The 22149-nt window shown below is 66.8% G+C and carries 20 protein-coding genes; 5 read left to right on the top strand and 15 right to left on the bottom strand.

All coding sequences use genetic code 11. The features are described from left to right. Positions 1–42: 42 nt before the first annotated feature. Positions 43–267, bottom strand: a complete 225-nt coding sequence (locus tag ACFWIX_RS05045) for a hypothetical protein (RefSeq protein ID WP_377215018.1) — start codon at positions 265–267, stop codon at positions 43–45. 292 nt (positions 268–559) lie between these two features. Between ACFWIX_RS05045 and ACFWIX_RS05040 the strand changes: the two genes are divergently transcribed. Both ACFWIX_RS05040 and ACFWIX_RS05035 read left to right on the top strand, forming a co-directional pair. After that, positions 560–1696, top strand: coding sequence for a VIT1/CCC1 transporter family protein (locus ACFWIX_RS05040; RefSeq protein ID WP_377215502.1), 1137 nt, complete (start codon positions 560–562; stop codon positions 1694–1696). A 132-nt stretch (positions 1697–1828) separates the two neighbouring features. Continuing rightward, positions 1829–2728, top strand: coding sequence for a matrixin family metalloprotease (locus ACFWIX_RS05035; RefSeq protein WP_377215017.1), 900 nt, complete (start codon positions 1829–1831; stop codon positions 2726–2728). Positions 2729–2756: 28 nt separating this feature from the next. Here ACFWIX_RS05035 and ACFWIX_RS05030 read toward each other — a convergent pair whose 3' ends face one another. Together ACFWIX_RS05030 and ACFWIX_RS05025 are read right to left on the bottom strand one after the other, a co-directional pair. Next, a complete protein-coding gene (locus ACFWIX_RS05030) occupies positions 2757–3890 on the bottom strand; it encodes an LOG family protein (protein ID WP_377215016.1) in 1134 nt (377 codons plus the stop codon). Positions 3891–3942: 52 nt separating this feature from the next. Next, the gene (locus tag ACFWIX_RS05025) at positions 3943–5412 is read right to left on the bottom strand and encodes a sugar porter family MFS transporter (RefSeq protein WP_377215015.1); all 1470 of its coding nucleotides are present in this window, start codon (positions 5410–5412) and stop codon (positions 3943–3945) included. 251 nt (positions 5413–5663) lie between these two features. On the opposite strand from ACFWIX_RS05025, the gene ACFWIX_RS05020 reads away from it, so the two are divergent. The 3 genes from ACFWIX_RS05020 to ACFWIX_RS05010 are packed head-to-tail and all read left to right on the top strand — an operon-like array spanning position 5664 to position 8372. Then, positions 5664–6404 (top strand): GntR family transcriptional regulator, encoded by a 741-nt coding sequence (locus ACFWIX_RS05020; protein ID WP_377215014.1) that lies wholly within the window; start codon positions 5664–5666, stop codon positions 6402–6404. 17 nt (positions 6405–6421) lie between these two features. Beyond that, the gene (iolB, locus tag ACFWIX_RS05015) at positions 6422–7315 is read left to right on the top strand and encodes a 5-deoxy-glucuronate isomerase (protein WP_377215013.1); all 894 of its coding nucleotides are present in this window, start codon (positions 6422–6424) and stop codon (positions 7313–7315) included. A 37-nt stretch (positions 7316–7352) separates the two neighbouring features. Further along, entirely contained in the window at positions 7353–8372 is a 1020-nt protein-coding gene (locus ACFWIX_RS05010; protein WP_377215012.1) for a LacI family DNA-binding transcriptional regulator, read from the top strand. Here ACFWIX_RS05010 and ACFWIX_RS05005 read toward each other — a convergent pair. The 12 genes from ACFWIX_RS05005 to ACFWIX_RS04950 form a co-directional block, all read right to left on the bottom strand. Further along, entirely contained in the window at positions 8341–9384 is a 1044-nt protein-coding gene (locus ACFWIX_RS05005; protein ID WP_377215011.1) for a Gfo/Idh/MocA family oxidoreductase, read from the bottom strand. The two genes, ACFWIX_RS05010 and ACFWIX_RS05005, sit on opposite strands and share 32 nt — an antisense overlap. Next, positions 9381–10460, bottom strand: coding sequence for a Gfo/Idh/MocA family protein (locus ACFWIX_RS05000; protein ID WP_377215010.1), 1080 nt, complete (start codon positions 10458–10460; stop codon positions 9381–9383). The genes ACFWIX_RS05005 and ACFWIX_RS05000 overlap by 4 nt, the downstream gene beginning before the upstream one ends. Next, the gene (locus ACFWIX_RS04995) at positions 10460–11455 is read right to left on the bottom strand and encodes a Gfo/Idh/MocA family oxidoreductase (protein WP_377215009.1); all 996 of its coding nucleotides are present in this window, start codon (positions 11453–11455) and stop codon (positions 10460–10462) included. The genes ACFWIX_RS05000 and ACFWIX_RS04995 overlap by 1 nt, the downstream gene beginning before the upstream one ends. 67 nt (positions 11456–11522) lie before the next feature. Next, positions 11523–12425 carry an ATP-binding cassette domain-containing protein gene (locus ACFWIX_RS04990; protein ID WP_377215008.1) on the bottom strand — a complete coding sequence of 301 codons (903 nt, stop codon included), beginning with the start codon at positions 12423–12425 and terminating at the stop codon, positions 11523–11525. Positions 12426–12437: 12 nt separating this feature from the next. Next, on the bottom strand, positions 12438–13487 hold the full coding sequence (locus ACFWIX_RS04985) for an ABC transporter permease (RefSeq protein ID WP_377215007.1): 1050 nt from the start codon (positions 13485–13487) through the stop codon (positions 12438–12440). Positions 13488–13542: 55 nt separating this feature from the next. Continuing rightward, on the bottom strand, positions 13543–14535 hold the full coding sequence (locus ACFWIX_RS04980; RefSeq protein ID WP_377215006.1) for a substrate-binding domain-containing protein: 993 nt from the start codon (positions 14533–14535) through the stop codon (positions 13543–13545). A gap of 224 nt (positions 14536–14759) precedes the next feature. Next, positions 14760–15635 carry a sugar phosphate isomerase/epimerase family protein gene (locus tag ACFWIX_RS04975; protein ID WP_377215005.1) on the bottom strand — a complete coding sequence of 292 codons (876 nt, stop codon included), beginning with the start codon at positions 15633–15635 and terminating at the stop codon, positions 14760–14762. 37 nt (positions 15636–15672) lie between these two features. Beyond that, positions 15673–16686 carry a Gfo/Idh/MocA family protein gene (locus tag ACFWIX_RS04970; protein WP_377215004.1) on the bottom strand — a complete coding sequence of 338 codons (1014 nt, stop codon included), beginning with the start codon at positions 16684–16686 and terminating at the stop codon, positions 15673–15675. 43 nt (positions 16687–16729) lie between these two features. Beyond that, on the bottom strand, positions 16730–17641 hold the full coding sequence (locus ACFWIX_RS04965; protein ID WP_377215003.1) for a sugar phosphate isomerase/epimerase family protein: 912 nt from the start codon (positions 17639–17641) through the stop codon (positions 16730–16732). A gap of 20 nt (positions 17642–17661) precedes the next feature. Then, positions 17662–19173, bottom strand: coding sequence for a CoA-acylating methylmalonate-semialdehyde dehydrogenase (locus ACFWIX_RS04960; RefSeq protein WP_377215002.1), 1512 nt, complete (start codon positions 19171–19173; stop codon positions 17662–17664). Between the two features lie 31 nt (positions 19174–19204). Continuing rightward, the gene (iolD, locus tag ACFWIX_RS04955) at positions 19205–21154 is read right to left on the bottom strand and encodes a 3D-(3,5/4)-trihydroxycyclohexane-1,2-dione acylhydrolase (decyclizing) (RefSeq protein ID WP_377215501.1); all 1950 of its coding nucleotides are present in this window, start codon (positions 21152–21154) and stop codon (positions 19205–19207) included. A 38-nt stretch (positions 21155–21192) separates the two neighbouring features. Continuing rightward, positions 21193–22116: a deoxyribose-phosphate aldolase gene (locus ACFWIX_RS04950; protein WP_377215500.1), complete on the bottom strand. Its 924-nt coding sequence runs from the start codon at positions 22114–22116 to the stop codon at positions 21193–21195. Positions 22117–22149: the final 33 nt, after the last annotated feature.

Genomic DNA, 22149 nt, shown 5'->3' with positions numbered 1-22149 from the left:
GCAAGGAGGTGCCGCCGTCGTCCGTTGTATTCGGCTTCGCGTCTATTCGGCTTCGCGCACTCCGTCATCATCGAGCGGGACCACCCGGTCCTCGGCATCGACCACGACAGGCGGTGTCTGGACCACTGGCTCTTCCTCGTCCAGGAACTCGTCCTCCGTGTCCCACTCGTCCTGGTCGACCGGCGCGTCTTCGGCGTAGTCGTACGCCGGATCCGCTTCTACGGCGTCCAGGTGCGGCATGTCCGGGTGCTGTCCGGTGGTGCTCATCTTCCTACCTCCGATGGTTCGCCTGACGTGCTCTTTCAGTGGGGCGCGGATGCGCCACACGTTCATCTCAACACCGGGCCGCAAGCGGGTCAAGAGCGGCCGGTACAGGCAGCCGAAGTGCCGCGGAATTAAGGTTTACCGAAACCGCCAACGCTGGTTTACCGGCCAGAAATCCCCGGAAATCCGCAGTAAGCTAGCACTGCAACGGGGCCGAAACCATGCCCTTTCCAGTTCAGGAGCTCCCGTGTCCACCCCCTCAGAACCGTTCCGTCCGGCAGAGCCGGACCATTCCCTGGACACAGGATCCCGGCGCGCCGGAAGCACCGGCACGGAGCCCAAAGGCATCCGGCAGCCCTCCGCCGCGGACATCCGGCGCTGGCGCCAGTACCTGGCGGACGAACGCGCCGAGGCTGCCGTGTACCGCGACCTGGCGCAGAACCGGCAGGGCGAAGAACGGGCCATCCTGCTGGCGCTGGCGGAGGCCGAGGGCCGGCACGAGGCCCACTGGCTGGCTCTGCTGGGGCCGCACGCAGGAAAACCCCGCCGGGCCTCGGTTCGCAGCCGGCTGCTGGGCTTCCTGGCCCGTAATTTCGGTTCGGTGTTTGTCCTGGCCCTGGCGCAGCGCGCCGAAGCCCGCTCACCGTATGCCAAGGACCCCAATGCCACGGACGCCATGGCGGCAGACGAGCAGATCCACGAGGAAGTAGTCCGGGGCCTGGCCACGCGCGGCCGGAACCGCCTGGCCGGCACCTTCCGCGCCGCAGTCTTCGGCGCAAATGACGGCCTGGTCAGCAACCTGTCCCTGGTGATGGGCATGGCCGCGTCGGGCGTCGCCAGCAGCGTGGTCCTGCTCAGCGGCATCGCGGGTTTGCTGGCTGGTGCCATGTCCATGGGTGCCGGCGAGTTCATCTCGGTCCGGTCCCAGCGGGAACTTCTGGCAGCCACCCGGCCCACGCAGGTGACCCTGGCAGCTGCCCCCAAGCTGGACCTGGAACACAACGAACTGCTGCTGGTGTACCTGGCCCGCGGGATGACCCAGGAGGCGGCACAGCACCGCGTGGCCGAACGCATGGGCCTGCTCTCCTGCGACTGCGACCCCAGCCTGTCCCTCCAGCCGGACCTTCCCCACGCCGGCGACGAGCACGAGGCCGTCGGCACCGCATGGGGTGCGGCGCTGTCCAGTTTCTGCTTCTTCGCATCCGGCGCCATCGTCCCCGTCCTGCCGTTCCTGTTCGGAATGACCGGGGTGGCCGCGCTGGTGACGGCCGGCGTGCTGGTGGGTATCGCCCTTCTGGCCACCGGTGGTGCGGTGGGCCTGCTCTCCGGCACCTCGCCGTTGACCCGCGGCCTGCGCCAACTGGGCATCGGCTTGGGCGCAGCATTGGTCACCTACCTGCTGGGCCTGGCCTTCGGCACAGTTGTCGGATAATCGGCGGTTCCCGGTTAACCTGCCGCAGCTTAACAGTTTCCACAGGTGGCGCCCCTCCCATAGGCGTGCAGGCCCGGCAATGGTAGCTTGGCCGTGGCTGCCCCGAGTGGCTGACCCACTGGAGGTGCTGTGATGGAGACCCGGCCGCCGCGGCATGCCGATGCCAATGCTCGCAGGCGCAGTTCCGCCGCTGCGGTGCGCCTGCTCCTGGCTGGTTTCCTGTGCGCGGCCGCCGTTTTTGGCGGTGCAGCGGCCCTGGATGATCCCCGCATCCGCGACCTGCTGGACATCAGGATTGGTCCTTCGGGAATGGCCGTGGGGGTGGCCGGGAACGACGGCGCGCAGCCCGCGACCGCCGCACCGGCAACGCCCCCGCCGGGCTTCGAGGAGGCGGACGCACCGCTCTCCACCCCGGTCCGGCCGGCCGCCGCCAGCGATTCCTACCGTTTCCTGGCGGTCAACACCGACGGCAGTCCCGTGGGCTATTCCCCCTGCCGTCCCCTGCATTACGTCATCAACACCGCGCTGGCGCCCGACGGCGCAGAGCACCTCGTCCCGGACGCGATCGGCACCATATCGGCCGCCACCGGCATCAGGTTTGTCTACGACGGCACCACCACCGAACAGCCCTCACCCCAGCGCAAGCCCTTCCAGCCGGAGGCCTACGGCGAGCGCTGGGCGCCCCTCCTGATTGCCTGGACCACGCCGGAAACCTCCCCGCAGCTGAAGGGCAAGGTCATCGGAACCGGCGGCAGCACGCATTTCGGGTACGACGGCGGGCCGAAGACTTTCGTGACCGGCGGCCTGGACCTGGACGCCCCGCAGATCGCCAACGAGCTGCGGCACCCCGATGGGCCGATGTATGCCACGGCGGTCATCCTCCACGAGCTGAGCCACGTCATGGGCCTTGACCATGTGGACGACCACACCCAGCTGATGTACCCGGAGATCGGCCTGCCGGAAGGGCTCTCCACCGGCGACCTCAACGGACTGTACGAACTCAGCAAGGTCCCCTGCCGCAAAGACCTCTAGTCTTCCGGCCGGTCAGCCGATGGACCGGTCAGCCGTGCAGGACCTCTACGGCTTCCTCCACGGTGTCCACCAGGAAGATGCTGTCCGCCATCGCCCGCCCCTCGGCCAGGCTGCGGAGCATGGGCCATGCCGGGTAGCGGTTTTCCCAGTGTTCCCTGCCCACCAAAACCATGGGCGTGACCTTCTCGCGGGCGCCATAGTAGTTTTCGCAGGCGTCCTGGAAGATTTCCTGGACGGTCCCGGCGGCACCCGGCAGGAAGACGATCCCGCCCCGGCACAGCTCCAGGAGGATGGCCTCCCGGATGGCGTTGGCGAAGTACTTCGCGAGGTGTGTGGCGAAGTAGTTTGGCGGTTCGTGCCCGTAGAACCAGGTGGGGATCCCCAGCGACGGGGTGCCGTCCGGATGGCGCTCGACGACGGCAGCCGCCGCGCGCGCCCACGCGGACACCGAGGGACGGAACCCCGGGACGGCGGCGAGGGTGTCCAGCGCTGCCTGGACATCGCCGTCGGACGCTTTGCTGAGGTAGGCACCCAGGTTGGCCGCCTCCATGGCGCCCGGCCCGCCGCCGGTGGCTACCAGGCTCCCCGACTGTGCCAGAAGCCGGCCCAGCCGGGCCGCCTGGGCGAAGTCCCTGCTGCCGCGCTGCGCCGCGTGCCCGCCCATCACGCCCACTATCTGGAGCCCGGACCATGCGCCGGTTCCGGTCAGTTCGTCGAGGGCGTCGCCGATGGCGTGGTCGTGGAGGGCCGAGGCGAGCGTGGCGTCGACCCGGTGTCGCTGGCCTGGCCGGATGCTCCACTGATAGATGCGGGCGTCCGGCAGGTCCTCATAGGGGGCGTCCGCGAGGCCTGCGTACAGTTCCTGCGGAGTGTAGAGCGCTGCACGGTAGGGGTTGAACGGCACGCCGTCCAGGCGCGGGAAGATCAGGGCGCCGCGGCGGCGCAGGGCGTCCTCCATCCCGTCGTCGAACGTGCAGCCCAGGAAGATGGCGCCCTCCACCTGGAGCCGTTCGAGGTCCGCCGACCGGCCGCGGAGGTCCAGCGATTGTGCATGCCAGCCGTGCAGGTCCGTGGACCCGGCTGCCACCAGCCGGTCGAAGCTGGCGAGGTCCTCCACCTCGAGGTTATGCGGGTGGGGGCCGAGGTTCCCTGAGAGATTCATGGGCGCCGCCTTCTGCTGGTCATTTTCCCAGCGTAGGCCACCTGCCCAAGTGTTAGTTGGTGGCCTGGACGGTGATCGGGGCGGGAGCCGCAGCCTGCGCGTCGCCGCGGAAGTGCGCCTCCAGTTCTTCCAGTGAGCGTCCCTTGGTTTCGGGCACGAACCGGGCGACGAACGCCAGGGAGGCGAGGTTCACCAGGACGAACAGTCCGAAGGTGCCGGTCGAGCCGAGCGCTTCCACCACGATCGGGAACAGGAAGGAGATGGCGGCGTTGACGGTCCACAGCGCGAAGACTGCGATACCCATGGCGAAGCCGCGGATGGCCAGCGGGAACATCTCGGACAGCAGCAGCCAGACGCAGGTGCCGATAAAGCACTGCACGAAGGCGACGAACAGCATCATGGCCGCCAGGATGGTGTAGCTGGCCAGGTCCGACTGCGGCAGCAGGAACACCACGGCCAGCAGCGCCTGCGAACCCACGACGCCGGAGAATCCGATGATCAGCATCCGGCGCCGTCCCACGAAGCCCAGCAGCCAGATGCCCAGGATGGTCATGAGCACAGAGGTAACGCCGACGCCGATGGTCGCCACCAGCGATGCGCTCGCTCCCAGCCCGCTCTTTTCGAGGATGGTGGGGGCGTAGTAATTCACCGTGTTGATGCCGGTGGCCTGCTGGACCGCGGCCAGTCCGATACCGATCCACAGCAGCCGTCGCATCCACGGATTGGTCCGCAGGTCCCGCCACGCGTGGCCGCGTTCACCCTTGGCCGTCCGGGCCGCGCGGGCGATTTCCTCGTACTCGGCCGCTGCTTCCCGGGGGCTGCGGCTGAGGTCCAGGACGCGGCGGCTGTCTTCCAGCCGGCCGCGGATGGCATACCAGCGGGGGGACTCGGGAAGGAGGAGCATGCCGGTGAGCAGTGCCACTGCAGGAACAGAGGCGATGCCCAGCATGGCGCGCCACACCTCGGGGTCCTGGATCAAGGCGTCGAGCAGGGCGTTCATGGCGAACGCGAGCATCTGGCCGGTGACGATCATGAGTTCGTTGATGGTCACCATGCGGCCGCGCAGGTGGGCCGGTGCCATTTCCGCGAGGTACAGCGGGCAGGTCACTGCCGCCGCACCCACGCCCAGGCCCAGCAGGATCCGCGCCCCGATCATGAACGTGACGGTGGGGGCGATGGCACAGCCGATGGCGCCAAGGAGGAAGAGCAGCGCGCAGACCAGCAGGGATCCGCGGCGGCCCAGCCGGTCCGCGAGGCGTCCGCCCGTCAGTGCACCGAGGGCGGCGCCGGGGAAGAGCAGGGCGCTCACGACGCCGGCCTCTTCCACCGGGGTCATGTTGAGGGAGTCGTTCATAGAGAGCAGGGCGCCGGAGATCACGCCGGTGTCGTAACCGAAGAGCAGGCCGCCGAGCGTGGAGATGGCCGTGAGGCGGCCCAGGTAGCCTCGGCGCCCCGTCCCATGCGCAGCCGTGCCCCGGATTGTCGTCCCCGGCGTGGTGGAGTCTGATTTTTGCAACAGCATCGTTGCCTCTCAAATTCTCTCGGGACCGGAACCCGGCCGTTGATGTGATGTCCGCCACCCACATTAGAGCGCTCTAACGCCTGACGTCAAAATAAAGTCCTAATGTCAGCACATTTGCGCCCTTGACCAGCGCCGTCATCCTGCTACGATCAAGTACGAAAGTATGTCCTATCAAGAGAACATATGATGGCAAAGCAGCCAGGCGCCCGACCGGGTCCAGCTGGAGCCGCAACCTAGAACAGGAAAAGAACGTGGCGAACAACCTGGGTCTCAGCATCGACCGCTCCTCCCCCGTACCCCTTTACCACCAGGTGGTGCAGGGAATCGAAGCGGCCATCTACAGCGGCGTACTCGAGCCGGGCAGCAGGCTGGACAACGAAATCGACCTCGCAGCCCAGCTGAACCTCTCCCGGCCCACCATGCGCAAGGCCATGGACGAGTTGGTCCGGTCCGGGCTGCTGGTCCGCAAGCGCGGGGTAGGCACGCAGGTGGTTTCCAGCCAGGTCCGCCGTCCCCTGGAACTGTCCAGCCTCTTCGACGATCTCACCAACAACGGCAAGAAACCCACCACCGAGGTCCTCAGCTTCGCGCACGTGGAAGCTGACGAACCCACGTTGGCCACCCTCCAGCTGCCTGCCGGCTCCAAGGTCTACCACTTCACCCGGCTCCGCAAAGTGGGCGGCAAGCCGCTGGCGCTGATGGAGAACTGGGTGCGCGATGACATCGCAGCGATGGACGAAGCCATGCTCGCGGCCGAAGGCCTGTACGCGATCCTCCGGCGCGGCGGCGTCAACTTCCGTCTGGCCAACCAGCGGATCGGTGCCATGATCGCCAATGACTACCAGGCGCCCCTCCTGGACGCGGCTCCCGGGTCCGCCCTGGTCACCATGGAGCGCACGGCCGTGGACGATACCGGCCGCCGTGTGGAAACCGGGCACCATGTCTACCGGGCGGACTCCTACAGCTTTGAAATGACACTCGTACAGCGCTAATCCAAGGAGCCAACTCCATGACCAACTGGGTCTATCCCCTCGGCACCGCCACCGACGGAACATGGGACGTTTCCATCGGCACCTCCGACTCCGCCCTCGCGGTGGAGGGGTGGGCACACACGGGACTGAAGATGGCCACCCTTGCCGCCGGCGCCGCCGTCGTACTCCCCGCCGCCGCTGAGGAACGCATCGTGGTGCCGCTCAACGGCGCCTTCACCGTCACCGTGGACGGCACGGACTACGCCCTCGGCGGACGCCCCTCAGTCTTCGCCGGCCCCAGCGACGTCCTGTACTCCGGCACCGGGCGCGAGGTCACCATCAGCTCTCCCGACGGCGGCCGCGTCGCCGTCGCCACGGCGCCCGCCGGGGTCTCGTACCCCACCCGCCTGGTCACCGCTGCCGAAACACCGGTGGAGCTCCGCGGGGCGGGGAACTGCTCCCGCCAAGTGCACAATTTCGGCACTCCCGCCGCACTGGAAGCCGACCGCTTCATCGTCTGCGAGGTCCTGACCCCGGCCGGCAACTGGTCGTCCTACCCGCCTCACAAGCACGACGAGGAAAAGGACGGCGAGACCCAGCTTGAGGAGATCTACTACTTCGAGACGCAGGTGGCCGCCGGGTCCGGCGCTCCGGCTGACGCGGATGCCATCGGCTACCAGCGCGTCTACGCCTCGGACGAGCGGCCCATCGATGTGTCCGCGGAGGTCCGCACGGGCGATGTCGTCCTGGTTCCTTACGGCTGGCACGGCCCTGCGATGGCTGCTCCCGGCTACGACATGTACTACCTCAACGTGATGGCCGGGCCGGGACCGGTGCGCGAATGGCTGATCAGCGACGACCCGCACCATGGCTGGGTCCGGCAGGGCTGGGAGGCCCAGGACATCGACCCCCGGCTGCCGTTTGGATCCTGAGGCCGGCCGCGGCCTGCAACTGGCATAGTTGGCTTCCGTGAACAGTTCCCCGCGCACCGTCACCATGGAGGATGTGGCACGGCGGGCCGGCGTCAGCCGCGCGCTTGTGTCCCTGGTCATGCGGGATTCGCCCAAGGTTTCGCCGGCCAAGCGTGCGGCGGTGCTGGAGAGCGCCGCCGCCCTGGGTTACTCCCCCAACCGGCTCGCCAGCCGCCTGGCCAGCCACCGCACCCGCACGCTGGGCGTGCTCATCATCGACATGCACAACCCGGTGTTCGCCGACACCTACGACGGCATCACCGAGGGCATTGCCGGCAGCGGCAACCAGCTACTCGTGGCCGTGGGCGCGGCCGATTCCCGCACCGAACTCGAGGCGGTCCGCTCCTTCGTGGACCTTCGCGTCGACGGCGTGATCCTGGCCGGCTACACCGGCACCGCCGAGGAGCTGGCGTCCGCGCTGCGCGGCACACCCGCCGTCGTCATCACCCGGGAAATAGCGGCCGACGGCGTCGATTCCGTTTTGACGGACGACTTCCGTTCCGGTGTGCTCGCCGTGGAGCACCTCCACGCTGCGGCGCACCGGCGGATTGCCCACGTGGACATCCCCTCGCGGCTTCCGTACACGGCCCGCCGCGCCGGGTACCTGCACGCGATGGCCGGGTTCGGGCTCGAGCCGCTGCTGGTGCACAGCGACATGACCGAGCGGGGCGGCCGGGCCGTGATGGAGCAGTTCCTGGCGTCCGGCGCGCCCCTGCCCACGGCCCTTTTTGCACATAATGACGTCACCGCAATCGGCATCATGGAGGCGCTGGCGGGGCACGGCCTGCGCGTGCCGGAGGACATGGCCATCGTGGGGTGCGACAACATCACGATTGCGGCCTCGCCGCTGATCGGGTTGACCTCCATCGACCAGCACGCCGCGGAGCTGGGCAGGCTCGCCGCGAAGGTCATGCTGGACCGGCTGGAAGGGGCCGGCAGACGGGAGGCGCCCCCCGTCGTCGAAAAGCTCGAACCCGTGCTGAAGGTCAGGAGCTCAACAGCCCCGCCCCGGACCTGACCGCCACCGGGACGCCCGTGGCAAGGGATTCCTGGGCCGCGTCGGCTACGCGGGAGGCAGCCACAGCGTCCTCGGGGGTGCACGGGTTTTCCCGCAGTCCGAGCACCAGTTCAACAAACGCATGCAGTTCCGACCGGTAGGCCTGGTCGAAGCGCTCGGCGAAGGTCTGGTGCGGGGTACCGCCAGGAAAACTGACGCCCGCTTCCGCCGACCGCAGCGCGGCCTTCTCATCCAGTCCCACCATCAGCGAGCCCGCCGAGCCCTGGATCTCCAGCCGTACGTCGTGCCCCGCCCCGTTGTAGCGGCTTGCCGACACGCTGCCCACCGTGCCGTCGTCGAACGCCACCACGGCGAGCGCGGTATCCACATCCCCCACCGCGCCGATGGCGGGGTCCCCGTTGTTGGAGCCGGTAGCGTAAACGGAGACGATCTCGCGGCCGGTCAGCCAGCGGAGGATGTCGAAATCGTGTACCGAGCAGTCGCGGAACAGCCCGCCGGAGGTTGCGATGAACTCGACGGGCGGCGGCGCCATGTCGCAGGTGACTGCCCGGAGCGAGTGGATCCAGCCCAGTTCCCCGGACTGGAAGGCGCGGCGGGCTTCGAGGTAGCCGGCATCGAAACGGCGCTGGTGGCCGATCTGCACCACGCCGTTCCGGGCGCGGATGTAGTCCAGGACAGGCAGGGCATCCTCCACGTTCATGGCCACCGGCTTCTCGCAGAACACCGGGATCCCGGCGTCCACGCCGGCACGGATCAGGTCCGGATGCGTCGCCGTCCCGGTGGCGATCACCAGGCCGTCGATGCCGGATCCGATCAGCTCCTCCACGGTGGGCAGGAACTCCGCCCCCAGCCCGGCGGCCACGGAGCGGGCGTGCTCCTGCGCCACGTCGGTCAGCCGGAGCCGGACATTGATGCCAGCCGGGTTCAGGTCGGTGTTCAGGGCCGTGATGTTGTTGGCGTGCATGACGCCGATGCGTCCTACGCCGACCAGTCCGAGGACTACGTCTTTCATGCTTGTTCCTCCGTTGCAGGGGTGGTTGGTGGGGCCGCCTCGCCGGGGAAGGCAATGGCTAGCTGGCGGCGGATTTCGTCCGCGACGGCGAGGGTGCGGACGGAAGCTTCGAGGGGCCTTTCAGAGACTTCGGTCCGCCCAGCCGCGATGGCCCGGGCGACGGCAGCGGCCTCATAGTGGAGGCCTTCCAAGTGCCCCGCAGCCGGTTCCTCGTAGCGGAGTGTGGTTCCGTCCGGGAACCGCACCTCGAAGCCGCCCGGCATGTTGAAGGGCCCGTCGATCACCAGGGTGGCTTCCGTCCCCACGATGGTCGCCACGGTGGGGGTGAAGTTGTGCAGGTGGGTGTTGGCCACCGCCTGGGCCCCGTCCGGAAACTGCATCACGGCGGACAGCTGGGCGTTGACGCCTGATTCGTGCGGCTGCCCTACCGCGTGCAGGACGCCGGGCGCGCCCAGGATTTCGGTAATCAGCGCCAGCGGGTAGGTGCCCAGGTCAAGAAGCGGACCACCAGCCAGGTCAGGGTCGAAGATGCGGTGGCTGCGGTCAAAGTGCTCGCCGTATTCGGCCAGGACTGTTGTGACGGTTCCCAGCGTTCCCGCGCTGAGGATCTGGCGGATCACGTCGAACTTGGGCAGGAAGAACGTCCATATCGCCTCGGCGGCAAGAATACCTGCCGTCCGGCCCTGCCGCGCGATGTCCCGGGCCTGGTCTGCGTTGATGGCCAGGGGCTTTTCCACCAGGACGTGTTTCCCGGCAGCGATGGCCAGCAGCGCGGCCTGGTGGTGGAAGTTATGGGGCGTGCAGACGTACACAATATCGACATCCGGCGCAGCCGCCAGTTCCTCGTAACTGCCATAGGCGGCCGGGACCCCGTACCGTTCCGCGAAGTCCTTCGAGCGGTCCAGTGAGCGGGAGCCGACGGCGGCAATCACCTGCCGCGTGGACGCCTGCAAGGACTCAGTGAACTTCCCGGCGATCCAACCCGGTCCCATAATCCCCCATCGCAGCGGGGGCGCATCGCGGGAGTCCGGAATACGGGAGGCTGGCAGGGAGCCGGGATGGGTTGCGCCCGCCATCAGTAGACCACCTTGGTGAAGGCGCCGTCGCTGTGCAGTGAACGGGTCATGGCCTGAGCCAGCTGGGCTGCCCGAAGGCCGTCGGCGCCGGTGGCCAGTGGAGCCGGCTCACCCTCTTGGAGCGCGGTGATCCAGGCCTGCAGCTGCAGCCGGTAGGCGTCGGCGAACCGGGGCCGCCAGTCCGCCGGGATCCCGCGGCCCATCTGCCCGGCCTCGCGGGTAACCAGCGCCGCCGGTTCGGGCAGCCGGGTCGTGCCCAGTTCGGAGACCACCTCGCATCCGGTGGTGTAGCCATACCGGGCGTTGAGGAACAGTTCGAGTGTTGCCAGCGTGCCGTCAGCGGTGCGGAGCAGCATGAAGGCCGGGTCTGACAGGCCGTCCGCGCTGTTCCGGGACCTCCGCCCGGCCTGCCAGGACACCTCCGTGATGGGCGAGCCCAGCAGCCACGGGATGATGTCCAGCTCGTGGATCGCGGAGTTGGTGATGGCGGACTCGGCAGTGGTGCCCGGCCCTGCGGCAGCGGTCCTGCTGGTGCAGTGCACCATCAGCGGCTCGCCCTGGGCGCGGGATGCCACAGCCGTCCGCAATGCCACGTACCCGGGGTCGAAGCGCCGCATGAACCCGAGGGACAGCAGCGAGGCGCCGGTGGCCGCGATGATGTCCGCGTCGGCGGCCACCACCTCGATGCTTTCCAGCAGCGTGGGCGCCAGCGGTTTTTCGCACAGCACCGGCGTCATGGCCTCGAAACACTCCAGCACAAGGCCGGCGTGCGTCGAGTCGTGCGACGCGACCACGACGGCGTCCACCTCGCTGGAGTGGATCAGCTCGCTGGGGTCGGTGGTAACCCGGGCGGAAGGCGGCGCCGCCGCCTGGGCCCGGCCGGCGTCGAGATCCGCCACATAGGTGACCTCCGCGCCGTGGACGCTGGTGGAAAGATTCCTGATGTGGTCCGCGCCCATGACTCCGGCGCCAATGACGCCAACCCGGATCGGCATGCTCGTTTCCTGTCTGATGGATTTTTTCGTGGCGGGCGTCAGTTGGCCCCGCGGGGCCAAACGGGCGTCAGCGGGTATCGCTGACCTCCGCCACTTCGGCCTGAACTTCCTTGAGGGCCTCGCTGTGCCCGCCGAGCTGCTCGAGTTCATGGGCAAGTTCGGCAAGTTCGGCGCCGCCGGCCATTTGGGCCGTGAGCTCGTCCAGGGTGATGTCCTTCTTGTCGTAGTAGCCGATGGACTTACCGCGCTTGAGCAACAGGAACCGGTCCCCCACGGGGAAGGCGTGGTGCGGATTGTGGGTGATAAAGATGACCCCAAGGCCGCGGTCGCGCGCCTGCAGGATGTACCGCAGAACCACGCCCGATTGCTTCACGCCGAGGGCCGCCGTCGGCTCATCCAGGATCAGGACCTTGGCGCCGAAGTACACCGCGCGGGCGATCGCCACACACTGCCGCTCACCGCCGGACAGCTGGCCGATGGGCTGCTCCACGTCGCGGAGGTCGATGCCCATGTCCGCGAGTTCCTTCTTGGTGATGTCCTTCATCTTCTGGACATCAAGGCTCTTGAACGGGCCGAACCCGGTGGTCAGCTCGGAGCCCAGGAAGAAGTTCCGCCAGATGGGCATCAGTGGGACTACCGCAAGGTCCTGGTAGACCGTGGCAATACCGACATCGAGTGCGTCGCGGGGGGAACCGAACTTCCGCTCCTCACCCATGATGTTCAGCGTGCCTTCATCGTGCTGGTGCAGGCCGGCGATGATCTTGATCAGCGTGGACTTGCCGGCGCCGTTGTCGCCCAGGACGCAGGTCACGCGGCCATTGTCCACCGCCATCGTGACATCCCGCAGGGCCACGATGTTGCCGTAGTGCTTGCCAACGTTGTTAAGGGAAAGCAGGTGCACCGGCGTGTGCGTGAGCGGATCTTTTTCGCCCCTGAGCAGGGTCTGCTGGTCAATTTGTTTGGCGTTCATTGGTCCGTTCCTTTACTTAAGCTCTGCGCGGCGCTTGACGATCAGGTTCACGATGGTGGCCAGCAGCAGCATCAGGCCAAGGAAGAACTTGAACCAGTCCGGGTTCCACTGCGCGTACACAATGCCCTTGTTGGCCATGCCGAAGATGAAGGCACCGATCGCACCACCGACGGCTGAACCGTAGCCACCGGTCAGGAGGCAGCCGCCGATGACCGCGGCAATGATGTAGAGGAACTCATTGCCCACGCCTTCACCGGACTGCACCGCGTCGAAGGCGAAAAGGTTGTGCATGCCCAGGATCCAGCCACAGAAGCCCACGGCCATGAACAGTCCGATTTTGGTGGCCTTCACTGGAACACCCACGGCGCGGGCCGCGTTCGCGTCACCGCCCACCGCGAAGATCCAGTTGCCAACCTTCGTGCGCAGCAGCACCCACGACGCCAGTGCAACGAGGGCGATCCAGATGAAGACGGTGTTGTTGACATCCACGCCCCCGATGTTTACCGAGGAAGCAAAAATGGCGCGCGCGGCCTGGTAGCCGTCCATGTCGGATATGGACGGGGAGGATACCCCTCCGCCGATCATGCGGGTCAGGCCCAGGTTCAGGCCGGTCAGCATCAGGAACGTTGCGAGCGTGACGATAAAACTGGGCAGCTTCGTCTTCATCAGAATCCAGCCGTTGATATACCCGATGCCGAGCGAGACCATGAGGGCCAGGATCACGCCCACCCAGACGTTCATGCTGAAATACCAGCTGAACATCGACGCGGTGAGGGCGGAACTGATGACTGCAACGCCGGTGGAGAGGTCGAACTCGCCGCCGATCATCAGCAGGGACACGCCCACCGCCATGATTCCGATGGTGGAACTGCCGTACAGCACGGTAGCGAAGGCATTTGGCTGGATGAATGTCTGCGACACCGAGGCGAAGAAGACGAAGAGGACGATCGCACCCACCAGGGCGCCAACTTCCGGGCGGCCGAGCAGCTTCTGCAGAGGGCTTCGTTTTGCAACACGCTCATCTGCCACAGCTGGTTTTGTAATCGTTGGGGTCATGGTCATGATGGTTCTCCTTGCTTCCGGGGACCGGCGTCGGCCGGCCCCCGGCTGGCGGGTGTTAGCGGACGCCTTCCTTGGCGAACTCGAGAACGTCGGCGGCCGCGGCCTGGTCGACGATGGAGGGGCCGGTCAGTACGGGCTGCCCGCCGCCGATCCTGAACCCACCGCGCTTGGCCTGCCACAGGGCGTCGATTGATCCGTAGCCCTGCAGCCACGGCTGCTGGTCAACCGTGAAGATGACATCTCCGTCAGCAATCTTCTGCGCGAGCTCGGGGTTCATGTCGAACGAGGCGACCTTGGCCTTGCTGCCGGCGCCAGTCACGGCCTTCAGGATGGTCAAGGTGTACGGCGCGCCCAGGCCAATGATGACGTCGGCGTCAGCCGTAGCCTGCAGCTTGGCGGTAACGGTTGAGGAAACCTGGGCCATGTCAGTTCCGGGGACATACAGGATCTCCGTTCCGGCCACCTTTTCCTTGACGCCTGCGCACCGGGCTTCCAGGCCGACGTGCCCCTGCTCCTGGATCACGCAGATGGGGTGTTTCAGGCCCAGTTCGCTGAGCTTCGTTCCAACTGCGGCACCAGCGAGCTTTTCGTTGGATCCGAAGTGGGTGAAAGCGCCCAGTTGGGCAGAGACCGATTCGCCCGCATTGAGGCTGACGACGGGAATACCGGCGTCCGCGGCTTTCTTGAGGGAATCCTTCAGGGCATCGGGCTTGGCCAGCGTCACGGCGATCCCGTCAACCTTCTGGTCAATAGCCTGCTGGATAAGCTGCGCCTGGCGTCCGCCTTCGGGATCCGAGGTGTAGAGCAGTTCCACGTTGTCCTTTGCAGCGGCCTCCTCGGCCCCCTTGCGGACGATGTCCCAAAAGGTATCTCCGGGAGCAGCATGGGTGATCAGGGCGACCTTCATGCGGTCGGTGGCGGCCACCTGGCCACCCCCGGAACCGCCAGCCGGCTCGGTCCGGCCGCCGGTGCTGGAGCAGGCGCTGAGCGCCATCATCGGCACGACGGCCGCCACCAGGGCCGCCTTCCGCCAGGAAAACTTCTTCACGATACATCTCCTTTGATCCGGGCTGACCCGGCGCCTCATTACGCCGGTTTCGTTCTTGCCTTCCCAATGATCATGGTGATCCAATTCACTAATGTCAAGACTTTGTTCTGACATTAGGATGTTATGACGTTCTGACGGGCTGAATGGCGGCAGGACGACGACCAAACAACGACGACGGGGCCCCAGCCAATGGCTTGGGGCCCCGTCAACGCGGTGTCTTTATGCTACTTGGTCACCTTCTGGACGTACTGCTTCATCGTCTCCAGCTGGTAGCGGGAGACTTCCTGGGCGTTCTCGTCCTCCGCGAAGACGCTGGAGACCATGACGGTGTCCTCGCGGTCCAGGAAGCCGATCTCCTGGAGTCCGCCAAAGAACTCGTCCCAGTTGACGTCGCCGTCGCCGATCTTGAGGTGCTGGTGCACCCGCACGGGGTTCCCGGGCGGGTTGGTGATGTAGCGCAGGCCGTGAGAGGCGTGGTGGTTCATGGTGTCGGCCACGTGAACCAGGCGCAGCTTGTCCCCCGCAGCCCGCATGATGTCCAGCGGGTCATTCTGCATGTGGAAGCTGTGCGAGGCCACATACACCATGCCCACGTTCTTTGAATTCAGGCCGCGGATCACGCGGATGGCAGCCAGCCCCTCCTCCACGAAGTCATCAGGGTGCGGATCGATCAGCAGGTCGATCCCTTCCCGTTCGATGATGGGCAGCAACTCCTCCATGGAGCGGTAGAACGCGCGTTCAGACTCCTCGGCCTTTTCCGGCCGGCCACTGAACTCGGTATTCATTGTCTTCACGCCCAGGTCCACGGTGATCTGGATAGCGCGTTTCCAGTAGCGGACGGCGGCCTCGCGGGCATCCTCGTCCGGCCCGGACCAGCGCAGCACCGGCAGCACCGAGGCGATTTCGATCCCCGCGTCCCGGCATGCCTTGTTCAGCTTGCCCACCAGTTCGTCATCCGCCTTGGGGTGGTTGTAGAACGGGATGAAGTCCGCGTGCGGGGTCATCTGCATGTACTTGTAGCCCAGGTCCGCCACTACCTTCGGGAACTCCAGGAGGCTGTGCGAGTGGTGGAACGGCGTGGGGTCAAGGGCGATTTTCACGTAAACACTCCATGAGGGATCAGGGCCGCTGGCTCGGTCAGTTGTAAAGGTCCGGCTTGGCTGCCAGCTTCACGGCTACCTTTTCGCCGTTCTTCTGGGCTTCGACGCCGGCCTCGCAGCACGCGGCGGTGGCGTACCCGTCCCAGGCGGAGGGGCCGCCTATGTCGCCCCTAAGTGCCGCGTCCACCCATGACTGGATTTCGACGTCGTACGCCGCGCCGAAACGCTCTTCGAACCCGGGCGTGACCTTGCCGCCCCAGTGGCCGTCGCTGCGGGTGTAAGGGCCCTTGTCGCCGCCGATGTTGACGATGCCGTCCTCGAAGGAGGCCTGCGTGGCCACCTCGTAGCCAAACTTGGCGTTGACGAAGATTTCGACGTCGGCCAGGACACCGGATTCGGTTTCCAGCAGGACGTGCTGGGGGTCGTGCTGGCCGTTCGGCGCGTTCCGGGTGGGCTTGCCCAGGCGGACCTGGACACTGGTGATTTCCTCGCCGGTGAAGTACCGGACAGCGTCGAACTCGTGGACAACTGAGTCGTTGATGAGCATCTCGTTGGTGAAGCCCTCGGGCGTGGTGGGGTTGCGGTGCTGGTGGTGCAGCATCAGCAGCTCGCCCAGTTCGTTGTCCCGGATGATCCGGCCCAGGGCCGCGTATTCGGCATCGAACCGGCGCATGAAGCCCACCTGGATGCGCTTGCGGCCGAGCTCCACCTCGGCCTGGACGATCTTCCACGAGGATTCGGCGTCCGGGGTCAGCGGCTTCTCGCAGAGGATGGGGATGTCCTTGGCGATGGCCTTGAGCAGGATGTCCTCGTGCAGGAAGCCCGGGGTGGCGATCAGGACCGCGTTGACGTCGCCGTTGTTGAGCGCCTCCTCGGCATCGGCCAGGGCCACCGCACCCGGGATGCCTTCGATGGCGGCCTGAGCGCGGGCCAGGTCAACGTCCACGACGGCGGCCACCTCGGCGCCATGGATGCGCGTGTTCAGGCGCTGGATGTGGTCGGCGCCCATGCGGCCGGCACCGATGACGGCCACGCGGAGGGTTTCAGTCATTGTTCTGTCCTTTTGGTGTGTATGGGTGGGTGTCAGCGGGCCGTCAGGCGACGGCGGTGCGGGAGCCGCAGGACAGCAGATAGTTGCGGGTCCGCTTGGCGATGGGCATGGGTACGTCGAAGGCTACCGGGTACATGTCCTGTTCCACGATGCCGAACATGGGCCGGTCCAGCGCCTCGACGGCTTCGATGACGGCGCGCAGGTCCGGCAGGCCGTTCGGCGGTTCGGTCATGACGCCGGCCAGGTTGGCTGCAGCCCAGGTCATGTTTTCCTCGTTGACCTTCTTGAGGATCTCCGGGTTGATCTGCTTCAGGTGCAGGTAGCCGATCCGGTCCGGGTAGTTCTTGATCAGGTCCAGGCTGGACGCGCCGCAGTATTCGGCGTGGCCGGTGTCCAGGCAGAGGTTCAGGTACGTCGGGTCCGTGGCGCCGAGGAGGGTTTCGATGTCCTCCTGCGCGCCGACGTGGGAGTCAGCGTGCGAGTGGAACTGCTGCTGCAGGCCGAAGTCCTCGAGCAGGGTCTTGCCCAGGCGGTTGTGGCCGGCGAACAGGTCATCCCAGGCCTTTTCGCTCAGGGTGCCGCTTTCCACTGCCTCGCCGGTAACGTCGTCACGCCACATGGCGGGGATAACCACAATGTGTTCGCCGCCCATGGCTGCCGTCAGTTCAGCCACCTTCCGGGCGGGCTCCCAAGCGGTTTCCCACTGGTCCAGCCCGCGGTGGAAGGCGGTGAAGACGGTGCCGGCAGTCACCTTGAGGTCGCGCTGCTTGAGTTCCTCGGCGAGGCGGGCGGGGTCGTTGGGAAGGTAACCGTACGGGCCCAGTTCAATCCACTTGTAACCGGACTCGGCCACTTCATCCAGGAAGCGCTCCCACGGGGTCTGCTTGGGATCGTCCGCGAACCAGACACCCCAGGAGTCCGGCGCGGTGCCGATGATCAGTTTGTTCTCAGTCATGACAGCGTTGCCTCTCGGGGTCAGTTGGAGGGGAAGTTGTAGGAGGCGCCGGAGGCGTGGTGGGTTTCGGGCCAGCGTGAGGTGATGACCTTGCCGCGGGTGTAGAAGCTGACGCCTTCGGGACCGTAGATGTGCTTGTCGCCGAAGAGCGAGGCCTTCCAGCCGCCGAAGGAGTGGTGCGCCACGGGGACGGGCAGGGGCACGTTGATGCCGATCATGCCGACGGTGACGGAGCGCTGGAACTTCCGGGCGGCGGCGCCGGAGGAGGTGAAGATGGCTGTGCCGTTGCCATAGGGGTTGGCGTTGATGAGCCGGATGCCGTCTTCGAGGGTGTCCACCCGTACCACCACCAGGACGGGTCCGAAGATCTCTTCCTGGTAGGCAGTCATTTCGGTCTTGACATGGTCGATGACGGTGGGGCCCACCCAGAAGCCGTCTTCGTGGCCGGGAACCACCAGGTCGCGGCCGTCCACCACCATGGCAGCGCCTGCTGCCTCTGCCTCGCTCACGATCCGGACGATGCGCTCCTTGGAGGCCGGGGTGATAACCGGGCCCATTTCAGCATCGGGTGCGGTGCCGTTGTTGACCTTCACGGCCAGGGCGCGTTCTTCGACCTTCTTGACCAGCAGGTCAGCGGCTTCACCGACGGCGACGGCGACGGAGATGGCCATGCAGCGTTCGCCGGCGGAGCCGAACGCGGCGGCGGCGAGGTGGTCGGCGGCGTTGTCCAGGTCGGCGTCGGGCAGGATGATGGCGTGGTTCTTCGCCCCGCCGAGGGCCTGGACGCGCTTGCCATGCTTGGTCGCGGTCTCGTGGACGTACTGGGCGATCGGGGTGGAGCCAACAAAGCTGATGCCGTCCACGTCCGGGTGGGTCAGCAGCCCGTCGACGGTTTCCTTGTCGCCGTGCAGGACCTGGAACACACCGTCCGGCAGGCCGGCATCCTTCCAGAGCTTGGCCAGCAGCAGCGAGGCCGAGGGGTCCCGCTCGGAGGGCTTAAGGATGAAGGCATTGCCGGTGGCGATCGCCATGGGCGCCATCCAGAGCGGCACCATCACGGGGAAGTTGAACGGGGTGATGCCCGCCACCACGCCGAGGGGCTCGCGGAAGGAGAACACGTCGATGCCGGTGGACACCTGGTCCGAGTAGTCACCCTTGAGCAGCGTCGGGATGCCGCACGCGTATTCGATGACCTCCAGGCCGCGGCCGATTTCGCCCTTGGCGTCGGAAATCACCTTGCCGTGCTCGGCGGTGACCAGCTGCGCGAGTTCTTCAACATGCGCGGCGACGAGTTCGCGGAACTTGAACAGGACGGCGGTGCGCTTGGCCAGGGACACATCGCCCCAGGAGTCCGCGGCGGTGCGGGCGGCGGCGACGGCGGTGTCCAGGTCCGCGCGGTTGGCCAGCCGGAGCTGGGCGGAGACCTTGCCGGTGGCCGGGTTATAGACGGGGGTGGTGCGGTCACCTTCGCCGGCGGTTTCGGCGCCGTTGATGAAGTGGTTGATGACGGTTTCGGTGGTGGTGGCAGTCATGGGACTCTTCCTTGAGTAGTAAAAAGTGTGCTTAGCCGAGCAGCTTGCGCTGGCGTGATTTATGGTCGACGTAGGTGTGGAAGGCCTGCTTCGTGGAGTCCAGCTCGGAGACTTCGGAAACCGGCACGTCCCACCAGGACTCGGAGGACGGGGCGTCCAGCAGCGGGTCGGATTCGACGTGGATCAGGATCGGACCACCCCGTTCGGGTGCCGCCTTGGCGTCGCGGATGGCCTGCTCGAGCTCGGCGATGGCCTTCTCCCCCGGTTCGATCCGGATGACCTTCACGCCCAGGGACTCGGCGTTCAGGGCCAGGTCCACGGGCAGGGTTTCGCCTTCGTCGAAGCTGTGCTGTTCCTCGTTCAGCGCCCGGTACTGGGTGCCGAACCGCTGGGAACCGAGCATCTCGGAGAGCGAGCCGATGGAAGCATAGCCGTGGTTCTGGATCAGGACGACGATCAGTTTGATGCGTTCGGCGACGGCGGTGACGAGTTCGGTGTGCATCATCAGGTAGGAGCCGTCACCGACCATCACGACGACGTCGCGCGGCTCTGCGCGTTCCCCGCCTCCCGCCGTCGTGCCTGCCGCTTCGGCCAGCGCCGCCCGCTTGACGCCGAGGCCGCCGGGGATTTCGTAGCCCATGCAGGAGTACGCGTATTCCACGTGGTAGCCGAACGGGTCGCGGACGCGCCACATCTTGTGCAGGTCACCGGGGAGCGATCCGGCGGCGCAGATGACGACGTCGCGGGCGTCCATGGCGCGGGAGGTAGCACCGATGATCTCGTTCTGCGCCGGCAGCGGCGTGTGGCGCGTATCGAAAGCTTCGTCCACGGTAGCGTCCCAGCGCTGCTTCTCTGCCGCGACTTTCTGCTCCAGGTCCGCACCCACCCGGTACCCGCCCAGGGCGGCGTTGAGCTTGACCAGCGTCTTGCGGGCGTCTGCGACGATCGGCAGCGTGGTGCCGTGCTTGTACGCGTCGATCGGGGCCACGTTGATGTTGATGAACTTCACGTCCGGGTTCTGGAACGCGGTCCGCGAAGCGGTGGTGAAGTCCTCGTAGCGCGTGCCGATCCCGATGATCAGGTCCGCCTCTGCAGCAATGGCGTTCGCCGCCGTCGTGCCCGTGGAACCGATGGCGCCGAGGGAGAACTTGTGGTCCCACGGCAGCACCCCGACGCCTGCCTGCGTGTTGCCCACCGGGATGCCGGTCAGTTCCACGAGCTTGGCGAGTTCGTCATTGGCGTAGGCGTAGAGGACGCCGCCGCCGGCGATGATCAGTGGCCGCTTGGCGGCACGGATAGCTGCGGCGGCGCGGGCGATATCGGCGTCGTCCGCATCCGGGCGGCGGATCCGCCACTCCCGCTCGGCCAGGAACTCGACCGGAACGTCGAAGGCCTCGGCCTGGACGTCCTGCGGCAGCGAAATGGTCACCGCGCCGGTTTCCGCCGGGTCGGTGAGCACGCGCAGGCCGTGGTGGAATGCGGAGAACAGCTGCTCGGGGCGGGAGACGCGGTCGAAGAACTTGGACAGCGGGCGGAACGCGTCGTTGACGGTGAGGTCGTACGCGTAGGGCTGTTCTAGCTGCTGCAGCACCGGGTCCGCGGCGCGGGTGGCGAAGGTGTCCGAGGGCAGTAGCAGCACCGGCAGGCGGTTGGTCGTGGCCAGGGCGGCACCGGTCAGCAGGTTCGAAGAACCCGGCCCGATCGAGGTGCTGATCGCGAAGGTCTGCCGCCGGCGGGTGTGCCGGGCATACCCAACGGCCTGGTGCACCTGGGCCTGCTCGTTGCGGCCCTGGTAGTACGGCATGATCGCCGGATCCAGCTGCTGGTACTGCTTCAGCGCCTGGCCTACGCCGGCCACGTTGCCGTGCCCGAAGATGCCGAACGTGCCCGGAATCAGCCGTTCGCGGTACTCAACACCGCCCACTGTATCGACGGTGTACTGCTTGGAGAGGTATTCGACGACGGCCTGGGCCACCGTCATGCGGCGGGTGGCGGTTCCTGATGTTGTTCCCATGGCGGCTACTCCGATGCTTCCGGGGCGGTGGCTGGTGCGGTGTGGTGAAGGAGGGACGCAGCCGTGGCGACGGCGCCGGCAACGTCCCCGTCCGAGGGGTACAGCAGAGTGCGGCCCACGGTCAGGCCCTGCACACCGGGCAAGGCCAGGGCAGCCTGCCAGGTGGCGAACACCTCGTCCTGCGGGCCCGCCGGGTCCCCGCCCAGGAGCACGGTGGGCATGGTGGTGGCCGCCATGACGCGGTCCATACCGGCCACCACAGGAAGCTTCATCCAGGTGTAGGCGCTGGTGGACCCGAGCCCTTCGGCAATGGCGATCGACTTGATGACGGCATCGGTGGACAGGTCGTTCCGGACGCGGCCGTTTTCACGGACCGACAGGAACGGCTCCACCATGGCGATCAGCTTCCGCTCCGCGAGGGAATCGATCGCCTTCGCAGTGGCCTCCAGGGTCACCACGGTGTCGGGATCGCCCAGGCAGATCCGGGTGAGCATCTTGCCGCCGTCCGCGCCGAGCGCTTCCAGGGCGGCGGCGGTGTGGCCGGTGAACCGGTCGTCGAATTCATTGACCAGGCCGGAGAGTCCGCCGCGGTTCATCGATCCGAAGACCAGCTTGTCGTCCAGGGCGCCGAGGAGCAGCAGGTCATCCATGATGTCCGGGGACGCCAGGATGCCGTCCACGGCCGGGTTGGCCAGGGCGATCTGCAGGCGGTCCAGAAGCTGGCGGCGGTCCGCCATGGCCACCGGATCATTGCCGACGGCAAGCGCACCGCGGGCCGGGTGGTCTGCGGCCACAATGAAGTTCTGCCGGCCCGACTTCACGCCGGGGTGGCGGCGGCGGGCCTTCGCCGCGCGGGCCACGGCTTCCGGATCCTCCAGGCGGATGGTGCTCAGGTGCTCGTAGCGGCGGGGATCATCGTCCACGTCCACGCCGAAGGATCCTGCGCCAGCCGTGCGTCCGCT

Source organism: Pseudarthrobacter sp. NPDC058362 (genome assembly GCF_042723515.1).
In the GTDB taxonomy this organism is placed as follows: domain Bacteria; phylum Actinomycetota; class Actinomycetes; order Actinomycetales; family Micrococcaceae; genus Arthrobacter.
Note: the sequence above shows the minus strand (reverse complement) of the source record. Positions and strands in the feature narration are given on the sequence as shown.